Origin of the sequence: Acinetobacter sp. CIP 102529, from assembly GCF_000368325.1 — a bacterium.
Lineage (GTDB): Bacteria > Pseudomonadota > Gammaproteobacteria > Pseudomonadales > Moraxellaceae > Acinetobacter > Acinetobacter parvus.
On the sequence record NZ_KB849354.1, the window covers coordinates 564,955 to 586,452 of the forward strand.

At 43.6% G+C, this 21,498-nt stretch carries 23 protein-coding genes and 1 pseudogene; 16 read left to right on the forward strand and 8 right to left on the reverse strand.

Features of this window, described 5'->3' with window-relative positions; all coding sequences use genetic code 11:
- Window positions 1–49 precede the first annotated feature (49 nt).
- Window positions 50–541, reverse strand: a complete 492-nt coding sequence (ilvN, locus tag F972_RS04825; protein WP_004678407.1) for an acetolactate synthase small subunit — start codon at window positions 539–541, stop codon at window positions 50–52.
- Window positions 538–2,265, reverse strand: coding sequence for an acetolactate synthase 3 large subunit (locus tag F972_RS04830; protein WP_004764151.1), 1,728 nt, complete (start codon window positions 2,263–2,265; stop codon window positions 538–540). Before F972_RS04830 ends, ilvN begins: the two co-directional genes overlap by 4 nt.
- 507 nt (window positions 2,266–2,772) lie before the next feature.
- On the opposite strand from F972_RS04830, the gene F972_RS04835 reads away from it, so the two are divergent.
- The 4 genes from F972_RS04835 to holA all read left to right on the forward strand — a co-directional run bounded on the left by F972_RS04835 (window position 2,773) and on the right by holA (window position 7,447).
- A complete protein-coding gene (locus F972_RS04835; protein WP_004681775.1) occupies window positions 2,773–3,123 on the forward strand; it encodes a DUF4124 domain-containing protein in 351 nt (116 codons plus the stop codon).
- 136 nt (window positions 3,124–3,259) lie between these two features.
- Window positions 3,260–5,884 (forward strand): leucine--tRNA ligase, encoded by a 2,625-nt coding sequence (gene leuS / locus F972_RS04840; protein ID WP_004681776.1) that lies wholly within the window; start codon window positions 3,260–3,262, stop codon window positions 5,882–5,884.
- Between the two features lie 48 nt (window positions 5,885–5,932).
- Window positions 5,933–6,442: an LPS-assembly lipoprotein LptE gene (gene lptE, locus F972_RS04845; protein ID WP_004681778.1), complete on the forward strand. Its 510-nt coding sequence runs from the start codon at window positions 5,933–5,935 to the stop codon at window positions 6,440–6,442.
- Between the two features lie 9 nt (window positions 6,443–6,451).
- Window positions 6,452–7,447: a DNA polymerase III subunit delta gene (holA, locus tag F972_RS04850; protein WP_004681779.1), complete on the forward strand. Its 996-nt coding sequence runs from the start codon at window positions 6,452–6,454 to the stop codon at window positions 7,445–7,447.
- Here the strand turns inward: holA and F972_RS04855 are convergent.
- Entirely contained in the window at window positions 7,444–7,710 is a 267-nt protein-coding gene (locus tag F972_RS04855) for a hypothetical protein (RefSeq protein ID WP_004681781.1), read from the reverse strand. The two genes, holA and F972_RS04855, sit on opposite strands and share 4 nt — an antisense overlap.
- 105 nt (window positions 7,711–7,815) lie before the next feature.
- Here F972_RS04855 and F972_RS04860 point away from each other — a divergent pair.
- From F972_RS04860 to F972_RS04890, 6 genes and pseudogenes are all read left to right on the forward strand, one after another.
- A pseudogene (locus F972_RS04860) lies at window positions 7,816–8,027 on the forward strand (integrase core domain-containing protein); the annotation flags it as partial.
- Window positions 8,028–8,226: 199 nt separating this feature from the next.
- Window positions 8,227–9,564, forward strand: coding sequence for a MacA family efflux pump subunit (locus F972_RS04865; RefSeq protein WP_004681782.1), 1,338 nt, complete (start codon window positions 8,227–8,229; stop codon window positions 9,562–9,564).
- 1 nt (window position 9,565) lies between these two features.
- On the forward strand, window positions 9,566–11,557 hold the full coding sequence (locus F972_RS04870) for a MacB family efflux pump subunit (RefSeq protein WP_004756118.1): 1,992 nt from the start codon (window positions 9,566–9,568) through the stop codon (window positions 11,555–11,557).
- 284 nt (window positions 11,558–11,841) lie between these two features.
- Complete coding sequence (locus F972_RS04875; protein WP_004764155.1) at window positions 11,842–13,230, forward strand: efflux transporter outer membrane subunit; 1,389 nt, start codon at window positions 11,842–11,844, stop codon at window positions 13,228–13,230.
- Window positions 13,231–13,695: 465 nt separating this feature from the next.
- Complete coding sequence (locus F972_RS04885) at window positions 13,696–13,965, forward strand: hypothetical protein (protein ID WP_004681789.1); 270 nt, start codon at window positions 13,696–13,698, stop codon at window positions 13,963–13,965.
- A 76-nt stretch (window positions 13,966–14,041) separates the two neighbouring features.
- Entirely contained in the window at window positions 14,042–14,524 is a 483-nt protein-coding gene (locus tag F972_RS04890) for a hypothetical protein (protein WP_004681791.1), read from the forward strand.
- A gap of 124 nt (window positions 14,525–14,648) precedes the next feature.
- On the opposite strand, the gene F972_RS04895 is transcribed toward F972_RS04890, so the two are convergent.
- The 3 genes from F972_RS04895 to orn all read right to left on the reverse strand — a co-directional run bounded on the left by F972_RS04895 (window position 14,649) and on the right by orn (window position 16,991).
- A complete protein-coding gene (locus tag F972_RS04895) occupies window positions 14,649–15,452 on the reverse strand; it encodes an enoyl-ACP reductase FabI (protein ID WP_004681793.1) in 804 nt (267 codons plus the stop codon).
- Between the two features lie 143 nt (window positions 15,453–15,595).
- Window positions 15,596–16,330 carry a Bax inhibitor-1/YccA family protein gene (locus tag F972_RS04900; RefSeq protein WP_004681795.1) on the reverse strand — a complete coding sequence of 245 codons (735 nt, stop codon included), beginning with the start codon at window positions 16,328–16,330 and terminating at the stop codon, window positions 15,596–15,598.
- A 106-nt stretch (window positions 16,331–16,436) separates the two neighbouring features.
- A complete protein-coding gene (gene orn / locus F972_RS04905; protein ID WP_010589338.1) occupies window positions 16,437–16,991 on the reverse strand; it encodes an oligoribonuclease in 555 nt (184 codons plus the stop codon).
- 124 nt (window positions 16,992–17,115) lie between these two features.
- On the opposite strand from orn, the gene rsgA reads away from it, so the two are divergent.
- From rsgA to F972_RS04935, 6 genes are all read left to right on the forward strand, one after another.
- Window positions 17,116–18,174: a ribosome small subunit-dependent GTPase A gene (gene rsgA / locus F972_RS04910; protein WP_004681799.1), complete on the forward strand. Its 1,059-nt coding sequence runs from the start codon at window positions 17,116–17,118 to the stop codon at window positions 18,172–18,174.
- A gap of 94 nt (window positions 18,175–18,268) precedes the next feature.
- Window positions 18,269–18,685 carry a rhodanese-like domain-containing protein gene (locus F972_RS04915; protein ID WP_004678438.1) on the forward strand — a complete coding sequence of 139 codons (417 nt, stop codon included), beginning with the start codon at window positions 18,269–18,271 and terminating at the stop codon, window positions 18,683–18,685.
- A gap of 11 nt (window positions 18,686–18,696) precedes the next feature.
- A complete protein-coding gene (gene grxC / locus F972_RS04920) occupies window positions 18,697–18,957 on the forward strand; it encodes a glutaredoxin 3 (RefSeq protein WP_004681801.1) in 261 nt (86 codons plus the stop codon).
- A gap of 27 nt (window positions 18,958–18,984) precedes the next feature.
- Window positions 18,985–19,443, forward strand: a complete 459-nt coding sequence (gene secB / locus F972_RS04925; protein ID WP_004681803.1) for a protein-export chaperone SecB — start codon at window positions 18,985–18,987, stop codon at window positions 19,441–19,443.
- Between the two features lie 93 nt (window positions 19,444–19,536).
- Entirely contained in the window at window positions 19,537–19,722 is a 186-nt protein-coding gene (locus F972_RS04930) for a hypothetical protein (RefSeq protein ID WP_004681805.1), read from the forward strand.
- 24 nt (window positions 19,723–19,746) lie between these two features.
- Window positions 19,747–20,025 (forward strand): hypothetical protein, encoded by a 279-nt coding sequence (locus F972_RS04935; RefSeq protein WP_004681806.1) that lies wholly within the window; start codon window positions 19,747–19,749, stop codon window positions 20,023–20,025.
- Between the two features lie 14 nt (window positions 20,026–20,039).
- On the opposite strand, the gene F972_RS04940 is transcribed toward F972_RS04935, so the two are convergent.
- Together F972_RS04940 and F972_RS04945 are read right to left on the reverse strand one after the other, a co-directional pair.
- On the reverse strand, window positions 20,040–20,648 hold the full coding sequence (locus F972_RS04940; RefSeq protein ID WP_004764159.1) for an alpha-ketoglutarate-dependent dioxygenase AlkB family protein: 609 nt from the start codon (window positions 20,646–20,648) through the stop codon (window positions 20,040–20,042).
- Window positions 20,635–21,474 (reverse strand): bifunctional transcriptional activator/DNA repair enzyme AdaA, encoded by an 840-nt coding sequence (locus F972_RS04945; protein WP_004681809.1) that lies wholly within the window; start codon window positions 21,472–21,474, stop codon window positions 20,635–20,637. The genes F972_RS04940 and F972_RS04945 overlap by 14 nt, the downstream gene beginning before the upstream one ends.
- Window positions 21,475–21,498 lie beyond the last annotated feature (24 nt).

Sequence of the window (21,498 nt, forward strand, 5' to 3'; positions counted from 1 at the left end):
GACATAACCCCCTCTAACGTGGCAATACCACTCAGGGGGAGAACTATATTTAAACTGTTAAAACCTTTTCACCACGTGCGATGCCCGATACACCTGAACGCACAACCTCAAGGATGGTATTCTCTGCAAGTGCATCAATAAAACCATCAATCTTATCGGTCGTACCTGCGATCTGAATCGTATAAGTCGTCGGTGTTACATCAACGATTTGAGCACGGAAAATATCAGCTGTACGCTTAATTTCCGCACGAGCGGCACCTAAAGCTTTCACTTTAATCAACATAAGCTCGCGCTCAATATGTGCACCTTCTGACAAATCAACCACCTTAACCACTTCAACCAATTTATTCAGTTGTTTTGTGATTTGCTCGATTTTGTGATCATCGCCATAGGTTGTCAGCGTCAAACGAGATAAAGTTTCATCTTCAGTTGGCGCAACGTTTAAAGTCTCAATGTTGTAACCACGTTGAGAGAATAAACCGACCAAACGAGAAAGCGCGCCTGCTTCATTTTCTACAAGTACAGAGATAATGTGTCTCATGCCGTGCGCTCCCCTTTACCTAACCACATATCTTTCATCGACTGACCTGCAATCAACATTGGATAAACATGTTCTGTACGATCAACCATGACATTAATGAATACACATTTATCATTAATTGCCATTGCTTCAGCCAGTTTAGATTCCAATTCATCTGCATGATTGATTTGAATACCTACGTGACCATAAGCTTCCATCAATTTTGCAAAATCAGGTAAAGAATCTACATAAGAGCTTGAATGACGCCCTTCATAGTTCATGTCTTGCCACTGCTTCACCATGCCTAAAGCTTGGTTATTCAAGCAAAGAATTTTCACATTTAAGCCATATTGCTTACATGTTGATAATTCTTGGATACACATCTGAATTGATGCTTCACCTGTGATACACACTACTTGTTGATCTGGGAATGCAAGCTTCGCTGCCATTGCATACGGCAAACCAACACCCATGGTGCCTAGACCACCAGAGTTAATCCATTGGCGTGGACGTTTGTATTTGTAGTAGTTTGCACCAAACATTTGGTGCTGACCTACGTCAGATGTGATGATCGCTTCACCATTGGTCACACGATCAAGCGCTTCCACCACTTGTTGTGGTTTCATTTCACCATTTTGAGCCGCTTCATAGCGTAAGCCATGAACTTTACGCCACTCATTAATCTGAGACCACCATTCAGCAATTGCTTCAGGATTTGGCTTAGACACATTCATCTGTTTAAGCTGAGCTAACATTTCTTGAAGAACTGGCTCAACCGCACCAACGATAGGAATGTGCGCCATGATGGTTTTAGAAATGGTCGCTGGATCTACATCAATATGAATAACTTTCGCATTCAAACAGAATTTCGCAGGGTTATTGGTTACACGGTCATCGAAACGTGCACCAATGGCCAAAATCACGTCTGCATTGTGCATCGTCATATTGGCTTCATAGGTACCATGCATCCCTAACATGCCTACAAACTGTGGATCATTGCCAGGGAAAGCACCTAAGCCCATCAAGGTATTGGTTACTGGATAACCCAATAGATGTGCAAGTTCAGTCAATAATGCAGAAGCATTACCCTGAACAACACCACCACCCGTATAGATAATTGGGCGTTTAGCGGTAATCAGTTCATCAATCGCCTTACGGATTTGACCTGAATGTCCACGTGAAGGCGGTTGATATGAGCGCATCTTCACTTTTTCAGGATATTCGTAGGCAAATTTATCCGTAGGGTTGGTTGCATCCTTAGGAATATCAACCACAACTGGACCTGGACGGCCAGAAGACGCGATATAGAATGCTTTCTTGATAATTGCAGGAATTTCGCTGGCATGACGAACCTGGAAACTGTGTTTTACAATTGGACGGGAAATTCCGACCATGTCCGTTTCCTGGAATGCATCTTCACCAATTAAATGAGTTGCAACCTGTCCAGACAAAATCACCATTGGGATCGAGTCCATATACGCTGTTGCGATAGGAGTCACAGTATTTGTCGCACCTGGACCAGAAGTCACAAGAACAACACCAGTTTTCCCTGTTACGCGCGAGTAAGCATCTGCCATGTGGCCAGCAGCTTGCTCATGACGTACAAGGTAATGATTGATTTTGTCTTGTTGAAAAAGCGCATCATAAATATGTAAAACTGCGCCGCCTGGATAACCAAAAACATGCTCTACGCCTTCGTCCGCAAGCGCACGAACGAGCATTTCACCACCAGATAAAAGTTCCAACGTGATTCACCCTAGTATTTGCACAGTTTATAGGAGACATAAACCGTGTTTCATTCATTAACTTATGCACTTTTTTAAGTGTGCGTATTCTACTCGTTTTTGCTGCAATAGGAAAAATTTTCTGACTCATCAGCCGTATAAGCTGTTTTTACATCTCGAATCAAAATATGCTGGGATAAGCATATTTCAAAAAATCATTCTCTCGGCTAGAAAGAATGTCCATTGCAAGCCATGACATTTATTCGAAGGGTGATCAAATAAGCGCATATAAAACTAAAGCAAGCATTTTTGTTGCTTTCATACACAAAGTCAAGAATAAAGGAAAGGTTTTTCTATAATATTTTTTAGCTGTTGTTTTTTTAGGCTTATTCAAGGTTGTGGTTTAGTCTATTGAAACGTCCATTTATCAAAAATTCATTTTCTTTTTACATAAAACGATGCATTGTAAATTGCATCCTGAATACACTTTGATCGAATATAGACAGAATTCTCTTGGAGAGATCAAACATGAAACCATCTTATTTAAAAACGGGCTTATATACGATTGCTACAACAGCACTGTTGTTTTGTTCAACTCAAAACCATGCTCAACAGTACTACAAATGGGTCGATGCAAATGGATCGACCCACTACACCACCACACCTCCACCTAAAGGTACAAAACGTTTAAACAAAGTTTCAACCTATGGTGGAAATCAGCCGACACAAGCACCAGCCACAACAGCAAATCAGGCCCCACAGCAAGCCCAGAATGCTCCGCAACATGTATCACAAGTAGCAAATGTGGCGGTTGAAGCGACTGCAACAACCTCACCTCCTGCTCAGGCACCATCTGCACCATCACATTCAGACCGATAAAGTAGCCTAAATAGATCAAGGCGGTATCTAACCGCCTTGAAGATAAAATCCCAATCTAAAAACTGACATTTCACCCAGTTTTGCGCTATGCTGTGCAGCAATCTTAATCTTAATTTTTGTTGTATCGCATATCCCTATGACGACTTCTCACATTGACACCGAATATCAAGCAAGTGCCATTGAGCCCCAAGTTCAACAAGACTGGGACAATCGCAAAGTTTTCAAAGTTGCCGACACTGTAGAGGGCAAACATCGCTATATCCTGTCGATGTTCCCTTATCCAAGTGGCAAACTGCATATGGGGCATGTGCGTAACTACACCATTGGCGATGTGATTAGCCGTTTTTATCGTTTAAAAGGCGAAACTGTATTGCAACCAATGGGTTGGGATGCCTTTGGTTTACCTGCTGAAAATGCTGCCATTGCGCATCAAGTTGCGCCAGCAAAATGGACTTTTGAAAACATCGCCTATATGCGTGACCAATTAAAAAAATTGGGCTTGTCGGTCGATTGGGATCGTGAATTTGCGACTTGTACCCCAGAGTATTATCACTGGGAACAATGGTTATTCGTACAGCTTTATAAGAAAGGCTTGATCTACCGTAAGCTGTCAACAGTGAACTGGGATCCTGTAGACCAGACTGTGTTGGCCAACGAGCAAGTTGAAAATGGTCGTGGCTGGCGTTCGGGTGCATTGGTAGAAAAACGCGACATCCCAATGTACTACTTCCGCATCACCGACTACGCACAAGAGTTGCTGGATGATCTAGACACCTTGCAGGATGGCTGGCCACAACAAGTGTTGACCATGCAACGCAATTGGATCGGCCGCTCTACGGGAATGGAAATTACTTTCCCATCTGCAAATACAGAAATTTATGCTGATGGCTTAACCGTTTACACAACGCGTGCTGATACCTTAATGGGTGTGACTTATGTTGCTGTTGCAGCAGAGCACCCTCTTGCGCTTAAAGCAGCAGAAAACAATCCTGAATTGGCTGCATTTATCGAAGAATGTCGTATGGGATCAGTGGCTGAAGCTGATTTAGCGACTGCCGAAAAGAAAGGCATGGCAACAGGTTTATTCGTGAAGCATCCAGTGACAGGTGAAGAACTTCCTGTTTGGATTGCCAACTATGTGTTGATGTCTTACGGTTCAGGTGCGGTGATGGCTGTGCCTGCCCACGATGAACGCGACTTTGAGTTTGCCAACAAATTTAACCTGCCAATCAAACAAGTCATTGATGCCAAAGGCACGGATGACGCTGATTTTTCTGCAACCGTATGGCAGGAATGGTATAGTTCAAAAGAAGGTAAACTCGTCAATTCGGGTGAGTTCGACGGTTTAGTATTCCAAGCAGCGTTTGATGCTTTCCTTGCAAAATTAGAACCACAGCACTTAGCAAATGCTAAGGTTCAATTCCGTTTACGTGACTGGGGTGTATCTCGTCAGCGTTACTGGGGTTGTCCAATTCCAATGATCAACTGTAACAGCTGTGGTCAAGTCCCAGTGCCAGAAGATCAATTGCCAGTGGTATTACCAACTGATGTGGTTCCAGATGGTTCTGGTAACCCATTGAATAGGATGCCTGAATTCTATGAAACTAAGTGTCCAAGCTGTGGCGGCGATGCGCGTCGTGAAACAGACACCTTGGATACCTTTGTAGAATCATCTTGGTATTATGCGCGTTATGCATCTCCAGACTTTACTGACGGAATGGTTAAACCAGAAGCGGCGCAAAGCTGGCTTCCTGTGAATCAATATATCGGTGGTGTAGAGCACGCAATTTTGCACTTACTTTATGCACGTTTCTTCCATAAGTTGATGCGTGATGAGGGTGTTGTTCAGGGCAACGAACCATTTACCAACTTGTTGACACAGGGCATGGTTTTGGCGGATACGTTCTACCGTGAAGCTGAAAATGGCAAAAAAACTTGGTTCAACCCTGCCGACATTATTTTAGAAAAAGATGAAAAAGGCCGTGTGCTTTCAGCAAAATATTCAGGTGATGGTCAGGATGTGGTTATCGGTGGACAAGAAAAAATGTCCAAGTCGAAAAACAACGGCATTGACCCGCAGGCGATTATCGACCAGTACGGCGCAGATACCGCCCGTGTGTTTATGATGTTTGCTGCCCCACCTGACCAGTCTTTGGAATGGTCAGATGCAGGGGTTGAAGGTGCCAACCGCTTCCTAAAACGTGTATGGCGTTTGGCTACTAGTTTCCTTGAAAAAGGCAATCAGACGAGTGCAATTGATAGCGCAAATCTTTCTAAAGATGCACAGGATCTACGCCGTAAAACCCATGAAACGATTCAGAAAGTGGGTGATGACATTGAACGTCGTCACGCCTTTAACACTGCCATTGCCGCATTAATGGAATTGTTGAATGCAACCAACAAGTTTGAAGCCAAGGATGATCACGATGTTGCGGTTGAACGTGAAGCAATCACAACCTTGCTGACATTACTTGCACCATTTGCACCACATTTAAGCCAGACCCTGTTAGCTCAGTTTGGTATTGATTTAACCTCGGCTGAATTCCCTCAGGTGGACGAGTCAGCCTTGACCCGCAATACGCAAACGATTGTTGTACAGGTGAATGGCAAGCTTCGTGGTAAGCTGGAAGTTGCTGTTGATATTTCCAAAGAAGATTTATTGGCACAGGCAAAAGCCTTGGCAGAAGTTCAGCAATTCCTGACAGGTCCAACCAAGAAAGAAATTGTTGTGCCAAACAAATTGGTGAATTTAGTCGTTTAAACTGTAGGGGCGTATTGTATACGCCCTCATTGTCTATGAGGGATATTTATGCACTTAGCGCAACGTCTCGCTGCTATTGTTTTAACTTTGGGTCTAAGTGCTGGCTTAGTCGGTTGTGGTTTTCATCTCAAGGGAAGCAACCCAGCTGCAACGCCATTGGTCTACAATAAACTCACCCTGGTTCTACCTGACAATACCGATGAGCTTGAAAATCGTTTAAGTATCTACCTCAGTGCAACGGGTGTGCAGCTCAGCAATGCCAATGATGCCTATGTATTGCGTATTCTGGATTACACCCCTCGCCGCCAGTTGTTGAATGGTAAATTGACAGAGGTGCTACTGCGTTTAACGGTGACTTTTCAGATTGAGGACCATCAGGGTCGCAAGATGACTGAACCACGTACCTTAACAGCTTCCCGTAGCTATCAATATGATGTGGCAACCGTCAACACTGACAACCAGCAAGAAGCCTATCTCAACCGTATTGTGATTGATGATCTGGCACAACAATTGACGCGTCAAATTGCCGCAAACCGCTTGCCTAAAGCTCAACCCTAAGCTGTCATTATGAAGCTGGATTATGTTCAAGCCCTAAAGCGTGTCCATGAAGCCCGTGGTGCATGGATTATGCACGGTCAGGAACCCCTGCTTGAACAAAACCTGCTGGATGCCTTTCGCAAAAGCTGGCAACAGCAGGAAGTTGAGCGGCAACGCTACGATATTGGCAACGTGAATGACTGGAAAAATGTCTTTAATGCGCTGAATAGTTTGTCATTATTTTCACAACAGCTTGCGATTGAAGTGCATGGCAATATCAAGCCAGATGCCAACGGTCTAAAACAGCTTAAAAATTATATTCAGCATAATGAACACAACTTACTCCTGATTGTTTTACCCAAACAGGACAGCAGCAGTTTAAAGACAGCCTTTTTTCAGACCGTGGAAGCCAATGGTGTGGTGGTTGCGCTAACCGCCACCTACCCGCAGGATCGGCAACGTATCCTAGGCATTGAGGCAGAAAAACTAGGGATTCAACTCAACAATGATGCATGGCAATGGCTGATGCAGCACCATGAACATAATTTACTGGCTGCAAAAAACAGCCTGATGCGGGTTGCGGACACATTTCCAGATCTTAAGCAAATTCAGACTGAACAACTGTATGCCTGTTTACAGGATCAATCCCGTTATACTACTTATGATTTAAGTGATGCCTTGTTGGCAGGCAACCTAGCACAGTCGGTCAAGATTTATCAGTACCTGATTGCGGCTGGCGAGCCTGACAGCCTGATTTTATGGACACTCAGCAAGGAAATGCGTCTATTGATGCAGTTGTTTGAGCAACCACACAATGCCCTACAGCTTGGTATCTGGAACACCAAGGTTTCACAATATCAACAGGCGTTACGGCGCTTGAATCCACGCCAGTTTCTGACCTGGTCTGATTTACTGTTGCGTATTGATGCCGCCATTAAAGGTATGTCGAAAGAAAAGCCTGAATATTTGATGTTGCAGGCTGTTGGGGAATTGTGTGGAAAAAGACTATTTCCCAACACAACTTAATAATTTGGTGTCCCCTCAATTAAATACTGATCATTTTTTTTGGAGAAATTGAAAGTGAAAGACAAGGTTTCGCTATTATTCAAAGTAATATTTGCATTACATCTTAATAAATAACCTTGTCTTGCTTTTTTCTGCTTTTTTTCAATGATCACGGCTTTTAAATGATATGTTTGAGCATAAGAACTTTCATCAAAAGATTGCTTCATTGAGGTTTTAATACGGTCATTCTGACAATCTTTTAAATCATATTCCGATAAAATCACTACATTCGCAACATTAAGCAGAGAGGTGAATCAGGAAATTTGAACAACAGCTATAAGTGATATTTTGCTCCCCAAATGATGTTATAAACATCGATATACTGCTCATGGATTGATAATGTGATGGTTGAACGGTTATGGAGAAGCGTTAAATATGAAGAGGTGTATCTCAAAGCCTACAGCAATGTTTTGGATGCGAAGAAGCAATTAAACGCATATTTTGAATTTTGTAATTTGAAACGGCCTCATTCGAGTCTGGACAAAATGACTCCAGATGAGTTTTTCTATTCCAGCTACCACAACAAAATAAGGTAGCTTAACTAGAGCAGAATATCACTTATAAATAAGCTTTTAGTTGTTCAAACAAGTGGAACCATCTCTCAAAGTATTTATCAGATTTTTATGCAATAAATCCTCCATAAAATAGCAAATAATTCTCATTATAGATTAAAAACATCCACGCTTTCTTCTCATTTCACTTTTATACTAGCCCAAGTTTCTCATTTTTGACCTGTGGCCATGCAAAAAACAAGTTCTAAAAAAATACCATTCAGTAAAATAATAATAATCGCTATCGGTGTAGCGATTATTGCAGCCGTTGCATGGTTTTTCTTTAAACCTAAAGATCAAGCGCCTCAGTACATTAGTGCCGAAGTCAGCAAAGGTGATATTGAAGATTCAGTGCTGGCAACAGGTGTACTTGAGGCCACCAAAATGGTGAGTGTCGGTGCGCAAGTTTCAGGTCAGGTGAAAAAGATGTATGTGCAGTTGGGCGATCAGGTTAAACAGGGCCGATTGATTGCCCAGATTGACTCCATTCGTCAGGAGAATGAGCTTAAAACCGCCGAAGCCAACATTAAAAACCAACAGGCACAACTGGCAGTGCAACAGGCCAACTTAGCCAAGGTTGAAGCTGAATATAAACGTCAACAGGCAATGTTTAGTCAGGATGCCACCTCACGCGCTGAACTTGAGGCGGCATTGGCAAACTATAAAACGGCACAGGCCCAGATTGCCTCGATTAATGCACAGATTGAACAATCGCGTTTGAGCCTTGCAACCACAAAGGAAAACCTGGGTTATACCCGTATTGTTGCACCGATGGATGGAACCATTGTGGCGATTGTCACGGAAGAAGGCCAGACGGTAAATGCCAATCAGTCTGCACCAACCATTGTGAAGCTGGCAAAACTGGATACCATGACCATCAAGGCACAGATTTCAGAAGCCGATGTGATGAAAGTTGAACAGGGCCAAACCGTTTATTTCACTACATTAGGTAATAGTGATAAAAAACATTATGCAAAACTGCGTCAGGTTGAACCAGCACCAAATTCCATTAATACAGAAACAACCAGTGGCAGTTCATCTTCTTCAAGTTCAGCCGTGTACTACAATGCCCTGTTTGATGTCCCAAATGAAGATGGCAAACTGCGTATTGACATGACTGCACAGGTCTACATTGTGTTAAATGAGGCAAAAAATGTACTGACCATTCCAGCGGCAGCGATCCAAAGCCAGCGTGCAAATCGTAAGGACAGTTCAGCCAATGCTAATAAATCCAGCGATCAGGCGAAAAAATCAGGTGCTGAAACAACCCAGCATCCGAAACGTCTGGATTTAACTGAGGATGACAAGGCCCTGATTGCACAAGGCAAGGCTTCAATAGCAATGGTTCGGGTACTACAGGCTGATGGTACAGCCCAGCCGCAACCTGTGCTGATTGGCCTGAACAACCGTGTCACAGCGCAAGTACTTAGAGGTTTGAAGCAAGGCGATCAAGTGGTGATTGCAGATGCAACTGATAGCTCAAACGAATCAGCAAAACGTAGCAATCAACGTGTAATGAGAATGTAATATGACCCGAGATCAAATACATTCATCACAGCCACTGCTTAAAATCAGCAACCTCACCCGTGAGTTTCCCGCAGGTGAGGGTACAGTCCAGATTCTCAAAGGTATCAATCTAAAGATTTATGCAGGTGAGCTGGTTGCCATCGTCGGTCAGTCAGGTTCTGGTAAATCCACCCTAATGAATATTCTGGGCTGTCTGGATAAACCAACAGCAGGTAGCTATCAGGTCAATGGTCGGGAAACCCGCCAGTTAGAGCCTGATGAACTGGCACAACTACGCCGTGAATATTTTGGTTTTATTTTCCAGCGTTATCACTTACTCGGTGATTTGAGCGCTTCTGGTAACGTTGAAGTCCCTGCAATTTATGCAGGGGTCGATAGTCATCTTCGCCAACAGCGTTCTGCTGAGCTACTCTCAGAACTCGGACTCGAAGAACGTTTACACCATCGCCCAAGCCAACTTTCTGGTGGTCAGCAACAACGTGTTTCAATCGCCCGTGCCTTGATGAATGGCGGTGATGTGATTCTTGCCGATGAGCCAACAGGAGCATTGGATAAGAATAGCGGTATTGAAGTGATGCGTATTTTGCGTGAACTCAATGCTAAAGGTCATACCATCATCTTAGTGACACATGATCTCAATGTAGCAAAAAACGCGACCCGTATTATTGAAATCAGTGACGGTAATATTATTTCAGACCGTGCCAATACACCTGAAAATGCAGATTCAGATTTAGAACATCCAACCCTGCAACGCACACCACAAAAGAAAACCTCGGCTTGGCGTTCTTTCTTTGACCGTCTCGGTGAAGCATTCCGTATGGCACTGCTGGCCATGAATGCCCACCGCATGCGGACTTTCCTGACAATGCTCGGGATTATTATCGGGATCGCATCCGTGGTCTCGGTGGTTGCACTGGGCAATGGTTCGCAAAAGCAGATTCTGGCAAATATCAGCAGTCTCGGCACCAACACTATTACTATATATCAGGGACGTGGCTTTGGCGATAACTCACGTGCCTCACAAGTCAAAACCCTAGTGCCTGCTGATGCAGAAGCCTTGGCAGAACAACCCTATGTGGATGGAGTCAGTCCCTCTGCCAACACCAGCGTCACCTTGCGTTATAAGGATACCGAAGCATCGGCAACCGTAAATGGTGTCAGTGCAGATTTCTTCTATGTCCGTGGCATGACATTTAAATCAGGACAGGCTTTTGACAAAAATAGTGTTACTCAGCGTGCCCAAGACGTGGTGATTGATACCAATACGGAAAAAACTTTCTTTGCTGATGGGACCAACCCTGTTGGTCAAGTGTTGTTGTTGGGCAGTGTACCCAGCCGTATTATTGGCGTGATTGATGCTCAACAAGGCTTTATGGGCAACTCTGACAGCTTGAATGTTTACTTGCCTTATTCGACAGTCATGAGCCGTATGCTGGGGCAGTCTAATGTACGCAGCATTATTGTTCGTATCAAAGATGAATATCCAAGTAGTGCCGCTGAAAATGCCATTTTGACTCTACTTGAACAACGTCACGGCGCACAGGACGTATTTACCCAAAACTCCGACAGTATTCGGGAAACCATTCAGCAAACCACAGCCACTATGACCCTGCTGATTTCAGCGATTGCGGTGATTTCTCTGGTGGTCGGTGGTATTGGCGTGATGAACATTATGCTGGTTTCTGTGACCGAACGAACCCAAGAGATTGGCGTACGTATGGCCGTTGGCGCTCGACAAAGTGACATTTTGCAGCAATTTCTGATTGAAGCAATTTTAGTCTGCTTATTGGGTGGTGTGCTGGGTGTGCTGCTTTCTCTGGGTATTGGACAGATCATCGGACACTTCGCCAAAGGCATCATTGAAATGAGTTATTCGACCACCTCAATCGTAGCGGCCTTTGTCTGCTCAAGCATGATTGGTATTGTATTTGGCTTCTTGCCAGCACGAAATGCGGCACAACTCGATCCAGTTGCTGCTTTAGCGAGAGAATAAATTCAAGCCCACTAGGACTGATCAAAAAATATGATACTCGGAAACGTCATCCGCAATTGTTTGAGACAGGACTCCGTTAATAAAGTATTGTTTCTGCGATTCATTAGCTTAAGTGACGGTAGTCAACGAGTTTTGCGGTGAGCAGCGATAGCTGCGCAAGATGGTTGCCCTTGCGGAGCTTCGCTCCTCATCCCGAAAGAAAAGTAGGTCAAGCCGACGGCTTACTCTGTAATACGATGAGAACTCGGCAAGACACCGCCCTGTTTCTATAAAGGACACCTGAAATGAAAAAGCTTAGTCTTGCGTTATGTTTAAGTAGCTCTCTAGTTGGCTGTTCTGCTGTGGTGAAAACCCCCTATAACGCCCCAACCGTCCAAGTGCCACAACAGTTTCAGTATGATGCGCAAAAAAATAAGAATGTGAATCTAACTGATCAGTGGTGGACACTGTTTAATGATACCCAACTGAATCAATTGGTCGATCAGGTTCTCGCTAAAAATAGTGATTTAAGCGTTGCAGGGATTACCCTTAAACAAGCTCGTTTACAGGCAGGTTTGGCTGAAAATAAACAAGGCATTCGTACCAGTTCGAGTGTTTCCACAGGTCATAACTATGACCTCCGTTCAGGCGATGGTTCTGACCGTGGTTTATCGACCAGTGTTGGGGTCAGTTATGAACTGGATTTATTCGGTAAATTGATGAATCAAACTGAAGCGAGCCGCTGGGAAGCCTTAGCCAGTGAGCAAGACTTACAAGCCACTGCACAAAGCCTTGTGGGCACAACGGCAAAATTATATTGGCAATTGGGCTATTTGAATGAACGCTACCAAACCATTCAGCAAAACTTAGCTTCTACTCAAAAAATTTATTCATTGGTGCAATCACAATACAAAGCGGGTGCGGTTTCAGGTTTAGATTTAACTCAAGCGGAACAATCGGTGCAAAGCCAAAAAGCAAGTTTAAGCCAAATTGAGCAGCTTCGTGTTGAAGCGCGTACTGCGATTGCTGTATTGCTACATATGCCTGTACAGCAACTGAATATTCAGGAACCCGCACAGTTACCGCGCAATCCCCTACCGAATATCGCGGTTGGACTCCCTGCTGATATTTTATCGCGTCGTCCAGACTTACAAGCTTCTGAATTACGCCTACGCAAAACCTTAGCAAATAAAGATGCGACCAAAGCCAGCTATTATCCATCCATCAATTTAACGGGAAATCTAGGTTCTTCTAGCACCTCTTTAACACAACTGTTAAAGAACCCTACTTTAACTTTAGGTGCAAGCCTGAGCCTACCTTTTCTTCAATATAATGATATGAAGAAAGATATTGCGATTAGTGATCTTGAGTATGAAAAAGCCATTATTCAATATCGCCAAACGCTGTACCAAGCTTTTGCCGATGTGGAAAATGCCTTGTCGAATCGCACTCAACTGAATCAGCAAGTACAACTGCAACAACGTAATGTCGAGTTAGCTAATAAAACTGAGCGACTTACCGAAGTACGTTATCGTAACGGTGCAATCGCATTAAAGAACTTACTAGATGCGCAAGCGACTACACGTAATGCACGACTGAGCTTGGTGGAAACCAAGCAGAATCAATACAATGCCTATGTGACCTTAATGCAGGCTTTGGGTGGGAGTCCTGTGAAAGAATTACCTGAACAATAGCATTGAGCGTGCTCTTGTTTTAATGATTATTCCTTTCAACTTCTAGTTAATTTTTAATGGGTTGATCGCTTTTGATTTAATCTCACATTGTTTGTGTGTTGATGCAAATATTGCTATTTTATATGCTTATCAAAATATAGTTACATCCAATAGGATTCAAATTGGTTATATGGCATTTTCATTTTGGTTATGCGGCAGACTTGCCGTATAACTGTAGTTAGCGCCTATCAAGCAAAGGTGGAACACATGAAATTCCTCATTTGTTATGAGTGCAGAACCGGAAATGGTTTATTTTCCGGTCAGGTTGAGTTCGAGTCAGCGCAAGAACCAACAACGACAGATCAAGCGGTCATTGAGGCAGCCCTTAAAGACTCAGTGAGATTTCATGCCTCAGGAGCGGGAGGATTGTCGATCACGTCGGTATCATTGGTCGCGCATTAAATGCATTAGAAACATGGAGAGATCATGGAAGTAGTCATATTGACTGTAATTGCAATCATCGCCGCATTCGCTTTCCTAATGAAACGAGGAGTAAAGGCCGTTCAGGCTTACGTGTATCTTGCGGCCAGACTTGATGGGAAAAGTGAGGCGGAAGCAAACGATATTGCTCTAAGGCTAGACACACATAGTGCAGGTCATTTGAATGATGCCATGCGCTTATTTTGTCAGCACTGCTATGGCGGTCGGCAATTGGCAATGATATCGGGCGCTAGACTTGATGGATTTAAAGGTTAGGCAGTACGGCGCTAACCTGTCGGTCAACCGGACCTGCCTCCGGCAGGCCGGTTACCTTTAACGTTAGATTACTTTTATGTCACATCTAGAGTCACTTATCGTTGAATACCTTGATTGGCAAGGCTATCTCGTTCGCAGAAATACTAAAGTCGGACGATTGAAGCATGGTGGATGGGAAATGGAACTTGATGTCATAGGCTTCAATCCCCACTGCGGTGATCTTGTTCACTATGAACCATCTGTAGATGCCCATACTTGGGAAACTAGAGAAATGAGATACAAGAAGAAATTTGATGCCGCTAGAAAGCTCATCTTCTTGGAGGTTTTTTCTTGGCTACCGCCAGAAACACCACTACGTCAAATTGCCGTATTCCCATCACACCCGAAAGATAGGCACACTATTGCTGGCGCTCAGATTTTATCCATTGATGAGCTAATGGCAGAGATTCGCTCAAAAATTATTGGGTGTGGCGTCATGAGGAGCAACGCAATATCTGAGAATTATCCACTCCTGCGTGTGCTGCAACTATCGCACTGTGGGTACAACAAAGTAATCTAACAACTCATTTAAGGCGGACGCTTCGCGCCGCCTTAACCCCAACTTTATAATTTGAAGATCTCACAATCTTGAAAAACAAAGCCGCTATAAAAGCGGCTTTGTCAAAAAATTTGGATAAATCTAATCACTCATCACCCAACATCGACTGGCTCATACCAACAGTATTAAACCCTGCATCGACATATAAAATTTCACCCGTAATACCCGAAGCCCACGGCGAACAAAGGAATAATGCTGCATTGCCCACTTCTTCTATCGTGACATTACGTTTTAACGGCGCAACTTTTTCATTGGCATCCAACATTTTACGGAATGATTTGATACCAGAAGCTGCCAATGTACGGATTGGACCCGCAGAGATCGCATTCACACGAATCCCCTCTTTACCCAAGCTTAGCGCTAAATAACGAACACCCGCTTCTAAAGATGCTTTGGCCATACCCATAACGTTATAGTTTGGCATCACACGCTCAGAACCTTGATAAGTCAAAGTCAATAAACAACCCTTACGTGCTTGTAATAATGGTTTTGCCGCACGAGCCATCGCGACAAAACTATAGGCACTAATATCATGTGCAATTTTAAAACCCTCACGATCCGTTACGTCGGTAAAGTCACCATCTAGCGTATGTGCAGGTGCAAAACCAATCGAATGCACAACACCATCTAAACCATCCCAGTGTTTTGCCAACTCAACAAAAGTATTGTCAATTTCTGCATCAATTGCCACATCGCAAGGGAAAACAAGGCTTGAACCAAATTGTGCTGCAAAATCATCGACTCGTTTTTTTAGTTTTTCATTGGGGTAAGTAAATGCCAACTCTGCACCCTCACGATGCAGTGCCGCAGCAATTCCATAAGCAATGGATAATTTACTGGCAATTCCTGCAATTAAAAACCGTTTACCCGCTAAAAGCCCTTGCGACATAATCTTCTCACTCGAAAAATTTTCCCACCATGATGCCAATATTTCATCAATTACGGAATTGCATCATTGTTCATTTTTACATGCTTGCATAAAAAAAATCGCTCTCAATTAGAAAGCGATTTGTATTTTATATTCATTGAAGCTTAATCATCACCTTGAATCAGGCTTAACAAACGCATAAATGAATAATACATCCAAACCAAAGTTGCCAATAAGGCAATACCACAGACCCATTCAAATGCTTTCGGTGCGCCTTGCGCCGTCGCACTTTCAATTAGATCGAAGTCTAAAATCAAATTTAACGATGCAATCACCGCTACAAATGCAGCAAAGCCAATGCCTAACCAGTTACTTTCAAAAATAAATGGAATGCTTGAACCAAATGCTAAACGCAAGATGATTTGCACCACAAACACCAATGCAATTGCCACAGAGGCAGAAATTACCACGGCTTTGAATTTTTCAGTGGCGCGAATAATTTGCATTTTATACAAGGCAAATAACACCAAAGTGGTGACAAAAGTCGCCAACAAGGCTTGTAAAGGTACACCAGGAAATTTCAATTGGAATATAAACGAAATGCCGCCTAAAAATGCCCCTTCAAATAAAGCATAAGGAATGGCTAAAGCAGGGGCTGTTTTTGTTTTAAATGTCGTGATCAAGGCCAGAATAAAACTACCCACAGCCCCGACAATCGCGGCCGCATAGGCAATGGACAGGTTTGCAGTGATGGCACAATAGAAAAACAATGCGATACCTAAAACAGCGGCAATCACAGTTAAAAGCACTGACTTCTGAATTGCCCCCTGAATGGTCATTGGTTCAGCCAAATCGCTGTAGCTTTCCACCCGGGTTAAAATAGGATTATGACTTTGCATGTACACTCTCTTTTTATAGTTGGCAATAAAAAACCGAGTTTAAGCGATTTTTTGATCAGGCCCAAATCTTTTATTCACATAAAAAAAGGGGCTTATGCCCCTTAATTTATTTATTCATAATAAAAAAGTATTCACGGTAATATTTTAATTCAGCAATCGAATCACGAATATCATCCATTGCCAAGTGTGAAGCATTTTTCTTGAGACCACTCATGATTTCAGGTCTCCAGCGCTTCGCCAGTTCCTTGACTGAAGATACATCCAGATTGCGGTAATGAAAAAACTGTTCCAGTTCAGGCATTAAACGATGCAGGAAACGGCGATCCTGACAAATCGAGTTGCCACACATGGGTGATGATTTTGGATTGACCCATTTTTTCAGAAATTCCAGCGTTTGCTGCTCTACGTCCTGAGCGGTGAGTTTACTGCGGCGCACCCGTTCAATCAGTCCCGACTGTCCATGCTGCTTGGTATTCCACTCATCCATTGCGTTCAGGATTAGGTCAGATTGATGTACAGCCAAAACAGGCCCTTCAGCCAAAATATTTAAATGGTCATCTGTAACAATGGTTGCGATTTCAATGATCTTGTCGTTATCGGTATCAAGGCCTGTCATTTCCAGGTCAATCCAGATTAATCGTGTATCAGGGGTACTGCTCATGAATGCTGATTCTAAAGTGCTTAAAAACACCAATAGTAGCAAATTAATTACATCTTGGCTGTAATTCCATAGCGGCTTCATGCTATTTTTGCGGTCTTCAACATGTGGATTTTCTGGGATATGAATGGCTTTAATTCGTAAGCGTCGTTTAACCGAGCAACAGCAGCGCCGTATTGAAAAACAGCATAAATCGCGTCAGGATGATATTGACACGTCGCAGGATTTAGATGGGCTGGTTGTTCAGCATTATGGCCGTCAACTCGAAGTACAAGCCCTGTCCATACCTGAACAGCACCCTGAAAAACCACAGGTGGCAGAGGGCGAACCTGAACCATTCTGGAAACCGATTGAACTGGACAGTATTTGGCGCTGTCATACCCGTACCAACCTGGAGTTGCTGGTGACGGGTGACCGTGTGAAATGGCAGGCCGACCCAAATACAGGCCTGGGGATTATCACTGCGATTTATCCAAGACAATCATTATTGACCCGCCCAGACCGCTACCACAAGGTAAAACCCGTTGCCGCCAATATCAGCCTGATTGTGATTGTGTTCGCACCACTGCCAGAACCCGCACCAACACTGATTGACCGTTATCTGGTCGCCTGTGCCGATGCCAACATTCCCGCCTTGCTGGTACTGAACAAATCAGACCTGCTCACTGAAAATGATCCGATCCTGACCATGCTCAGTGAATATGAAACCCTGGGCTATGAAACTCTGATCTGTCATGCAAAAGGTGATTTATCCGCACTTTCAGCACGAATCGACAATGAAACGGTTGCATTTGTTGGTCAGTCAGGCGTGGGTAAAAGCTCATTGATTAACACCATTGTTCCAGATGCGGCACAGAAGACCAATGTCATTTCCGAAAACTCGGCACTGGGACAACACACCACCACCTCAACCCGTTTGATTAAATTTGGAACAAACGGCGCACTGATTGACTCCCCAGGAATCCGTGAATTTGGTCTGTGGCATTTGAGCCTGGAAAAGGTGCGAACAGGTTTTCCTGAGATTGAAACCCATCTGGGTCATTGCCAGTTCCGTAACTGCACCCATAGCCATGAGAAAAATTGTGCCTTAAAACAGGCAGTTGATGCAGGTGAGATTTTACCAAGACGTTTGGACAGCTATCTACGCCTAATGGATGAAATTCAGGAAGCCCAGCAAAAAAGTTAGTTTTCTTGGGTTTTTACCCTTGAACTAACATTTTTGATCACCATAGAGATAAGTTATACTCAGGGTCAATTTTGATTTTAACTTTAGGTGACTTGTGGAACGCTGGTTAGAGTTTATGGGGAACCACCCCTTTTTGTTTGGTACGCTCGGCGTGCTCATCGTGCTGTTCTTCATTTTAGAGGGTCAGCGCAATGGTCGTAAAATTTCACCACAATCACTCGGTATTTTGGTCAAGGCAAAAAATGCCATGCTGATTGACCTTCGTGATGCGAAAGATTTCCGTGATGGTCACATCAGCGGTAGCCGCAACATTCCATACAGCCAAATCACAACTCATGTTGATGAATTAAAAGCAAGTGACCGTCCATTGGTGTTTATTTGCAACCTAGGGCAAGTTGCAGGCTCCGCATTGCAGAAAGTCGGCCATGCCGACAGCTACCGTCTAGATGGTGGTGTCAGCAATTGGAAAGCCCAGGGCTTACCCTTAGTTAAAAGCAAAACCAAAGCTTAAGGAGAAATAAAATGACCGATACCAACGTCACCATTTATTCAACGCTTTCTTGCCCATATTGTGTGAGAGCAAAACAGCTCCTTGAGCGTAAGGGTGTTGCCTATAAGGAAATTAACCTTTCCAATGAGGCGCCTGAAGTTCGTATTGAGTTAATGCAACGTACCAATCACCGTACCGTGCCTCAAATTTTTATCAAAGACCAGTTTATCGGTGGTTTTGACCAACTTTATGCCTTAGAGCGTGAAGGGAAACTCGACCAATTATTAGCTTAACAACACTCCACGATTTAAGGAAAAACAATGAGCGAAGAACAAGTTCAACCACAACTCGCGTTAGAACGTATTTACACCAAAGATATTTCTTTTGAAGTTCCAGGGGCACAGGTATTTACCAAGCAGTGGCAGCCAGAACTCAACATCAATTTATCTTCTGCGGCAGAAAAGATTGATCCAAATCATTATGAAGTTTCTTTAAAAGTTGTGGTTCAGGCCACCAATGAAAGTGAGACCGCATTCATTGTTGATGTGACCCAGTCAGGGATTTTCCTGGTTGATGGCGTGGAGGAAGATCGTCTTCCGTACGTTCTGGGTGCTTACTGCCCGAATATCCTGTTCCCGTTCTTGCGTGAAGCAGTGAATGATCTAGTGACCAAGGGTAGCTTTCCACAATTGTTGCTTACCCCAATTAACTTTGATGCTGAATTTGAAGCCAATATGCAGCGTCTACAAGCTGAAGGTGATGCCCAAGGTCAGGCATAACACTTTAAGCGCGCAAAAAACCACAGCACCTGCTGTGGTTTTTTATTATTTTATAATGAGAACGATATGGATAAGATAAAATGAGAACAAATAATGTCCACAGTACCATATACCCTTTGCCAGCAGGTATTTCCTGAGCTTGCCACAAGCCTTGTCCCTCGTAAGCTACATGATTTTTATCAATTTATTGAATGGGTTAATAGCCCATACTCAAACATCCAATATGTCGAATTAAAACAATATTATGACAATGGCACAGATGAATGCCACCAACTATAACAGGCCAAGGTAGATATTGAACAGTTGAACAACCGTATTGAGGAGCAAATAGAACAACTTTTTGCTGAAGATGATAATTCAGACTTAGATGCTCAAAATGAGCCTGATGTTAGGGAATATATCTATGCCATCCACTTTGACAACATCTATGCGGTTGCAGAACAACATGGGCTGGCACTGTTATTAATCTCGAATGAAAACCCTTACTGGATGCTGGTGCCAGATCAGGCTGAACAAATTAATCGCCTGATCGAGGCATTTAACCAGACTTTTACGGACGTTGAGCTTTATCACTATGTTTAAGGCCACTGATGATGCTATTCAACAATCGTTCTAAAGGTCAGGTTGATACGGGCAGTCGACACTTTCTTGGTGGGTGGCAAACGGTGCAGCCAGTGGCTTTGTGTGGTGTCTTTCATCACCAGTAGACTGCCATGTTCCAGATACAGCTCCACCTTTTCCTTGCTTTGTTTATGTTTAAAGGCAAATCTCCGTTCCGCACCAAAACTGAGTGATGCAATCGCGCTATTTTTCTTCAAGTCGGTTTCATCATCACTGTGCCAGGACATTCCCTCCTCACCTGTATGGTAAAGATTCAGTAGACATGAATTAAAGCGCTCACCTGTCAACTGCTGCACCCGTTGCCTTAACTCAAGCAGTTCAACCGTCCACGGCAAGGCGTATCTGTTGACATTGGAGTAGGTATATTCATACCCCTGATCGCCATACCATGCCACTTTTCTTTTGGTGGTGATCTGCCGACCAAAGATAATGGCCTGATCATTTTCCCAAGCAATATTTTGCATCAACTTTTCAAAATAATCATCAGCGACCATTTCCTGTATGACTTTGCCATAATACTGCACCGTTCCATCATAGGGTAAATGGTTATGCCTTGGGTCAGCTTCAATATCAAACAATTGCATGCGTCTGTGCTCCCTCCCAGCCAATCATCGCTGTTTTCCTTAGGATTCCCCATTCATAGCCACCCAAAAGACCCGTGGACCGAATCACCCGATGACATGGAATCAGGAAAGCCACGGGATTACTGCCAATCGCTGTGCCCACCGCACGGGCTGCCTTGGCATGGTCTATATTTTGCGCAATCTGCCCATAGGTGGAAAGCTGCCCCATTGGAATCCGAAGCAGGCTTTGCCAGACTTTCAGTTGAAAATCGGTTGCTTTTAGATGTAGTTTAATTTCAGGCAGTTTTTCCCAGTCTTTTTGAAAGAAAGCCAGCGCATTAGTCTGAAATTCATCTATTTGCTCAACAAGCTGAGCTTTAGGAAACTGTAATTTCAATTGCTGCAAGGCCTCCGCCTGATCTTCCACAAAGCTTAATGCGCAGATGCCTTTATGTGTGGAAGCAACCAGCACCTCACCGAACAAGGTTTCAGCAAAGGAATAATGAATTATTAAATCTTGTCCGCCCTGTTTATATTCGGCTGGGGTCATGCCCTCAATCTGGATAAACAGGTCATGCAAACGACTGGTACTGGAAAGTCCTGTCTCAAAGGTCGCATCCAGCACACTGCCCTGTTGTTTTAAAATATTTTTGGCATATTCAACACTGGTGTATTGCAGGAATTTTTTAGGGCTGGTTCCCACCCAATCGGTAAACAAACGCTGGAAATGTGCTGGGCTTAAATGAATATGTGCTGCCACTTCACCCAGTTGTGGCTGCTGCTGAAAATTTTGCTGGATATAGGCAATCGCTTGAGCAATACGATCATAAGTACGCTGCTGTTGCATTTCTCTATCCTCTAATTGCTGCTG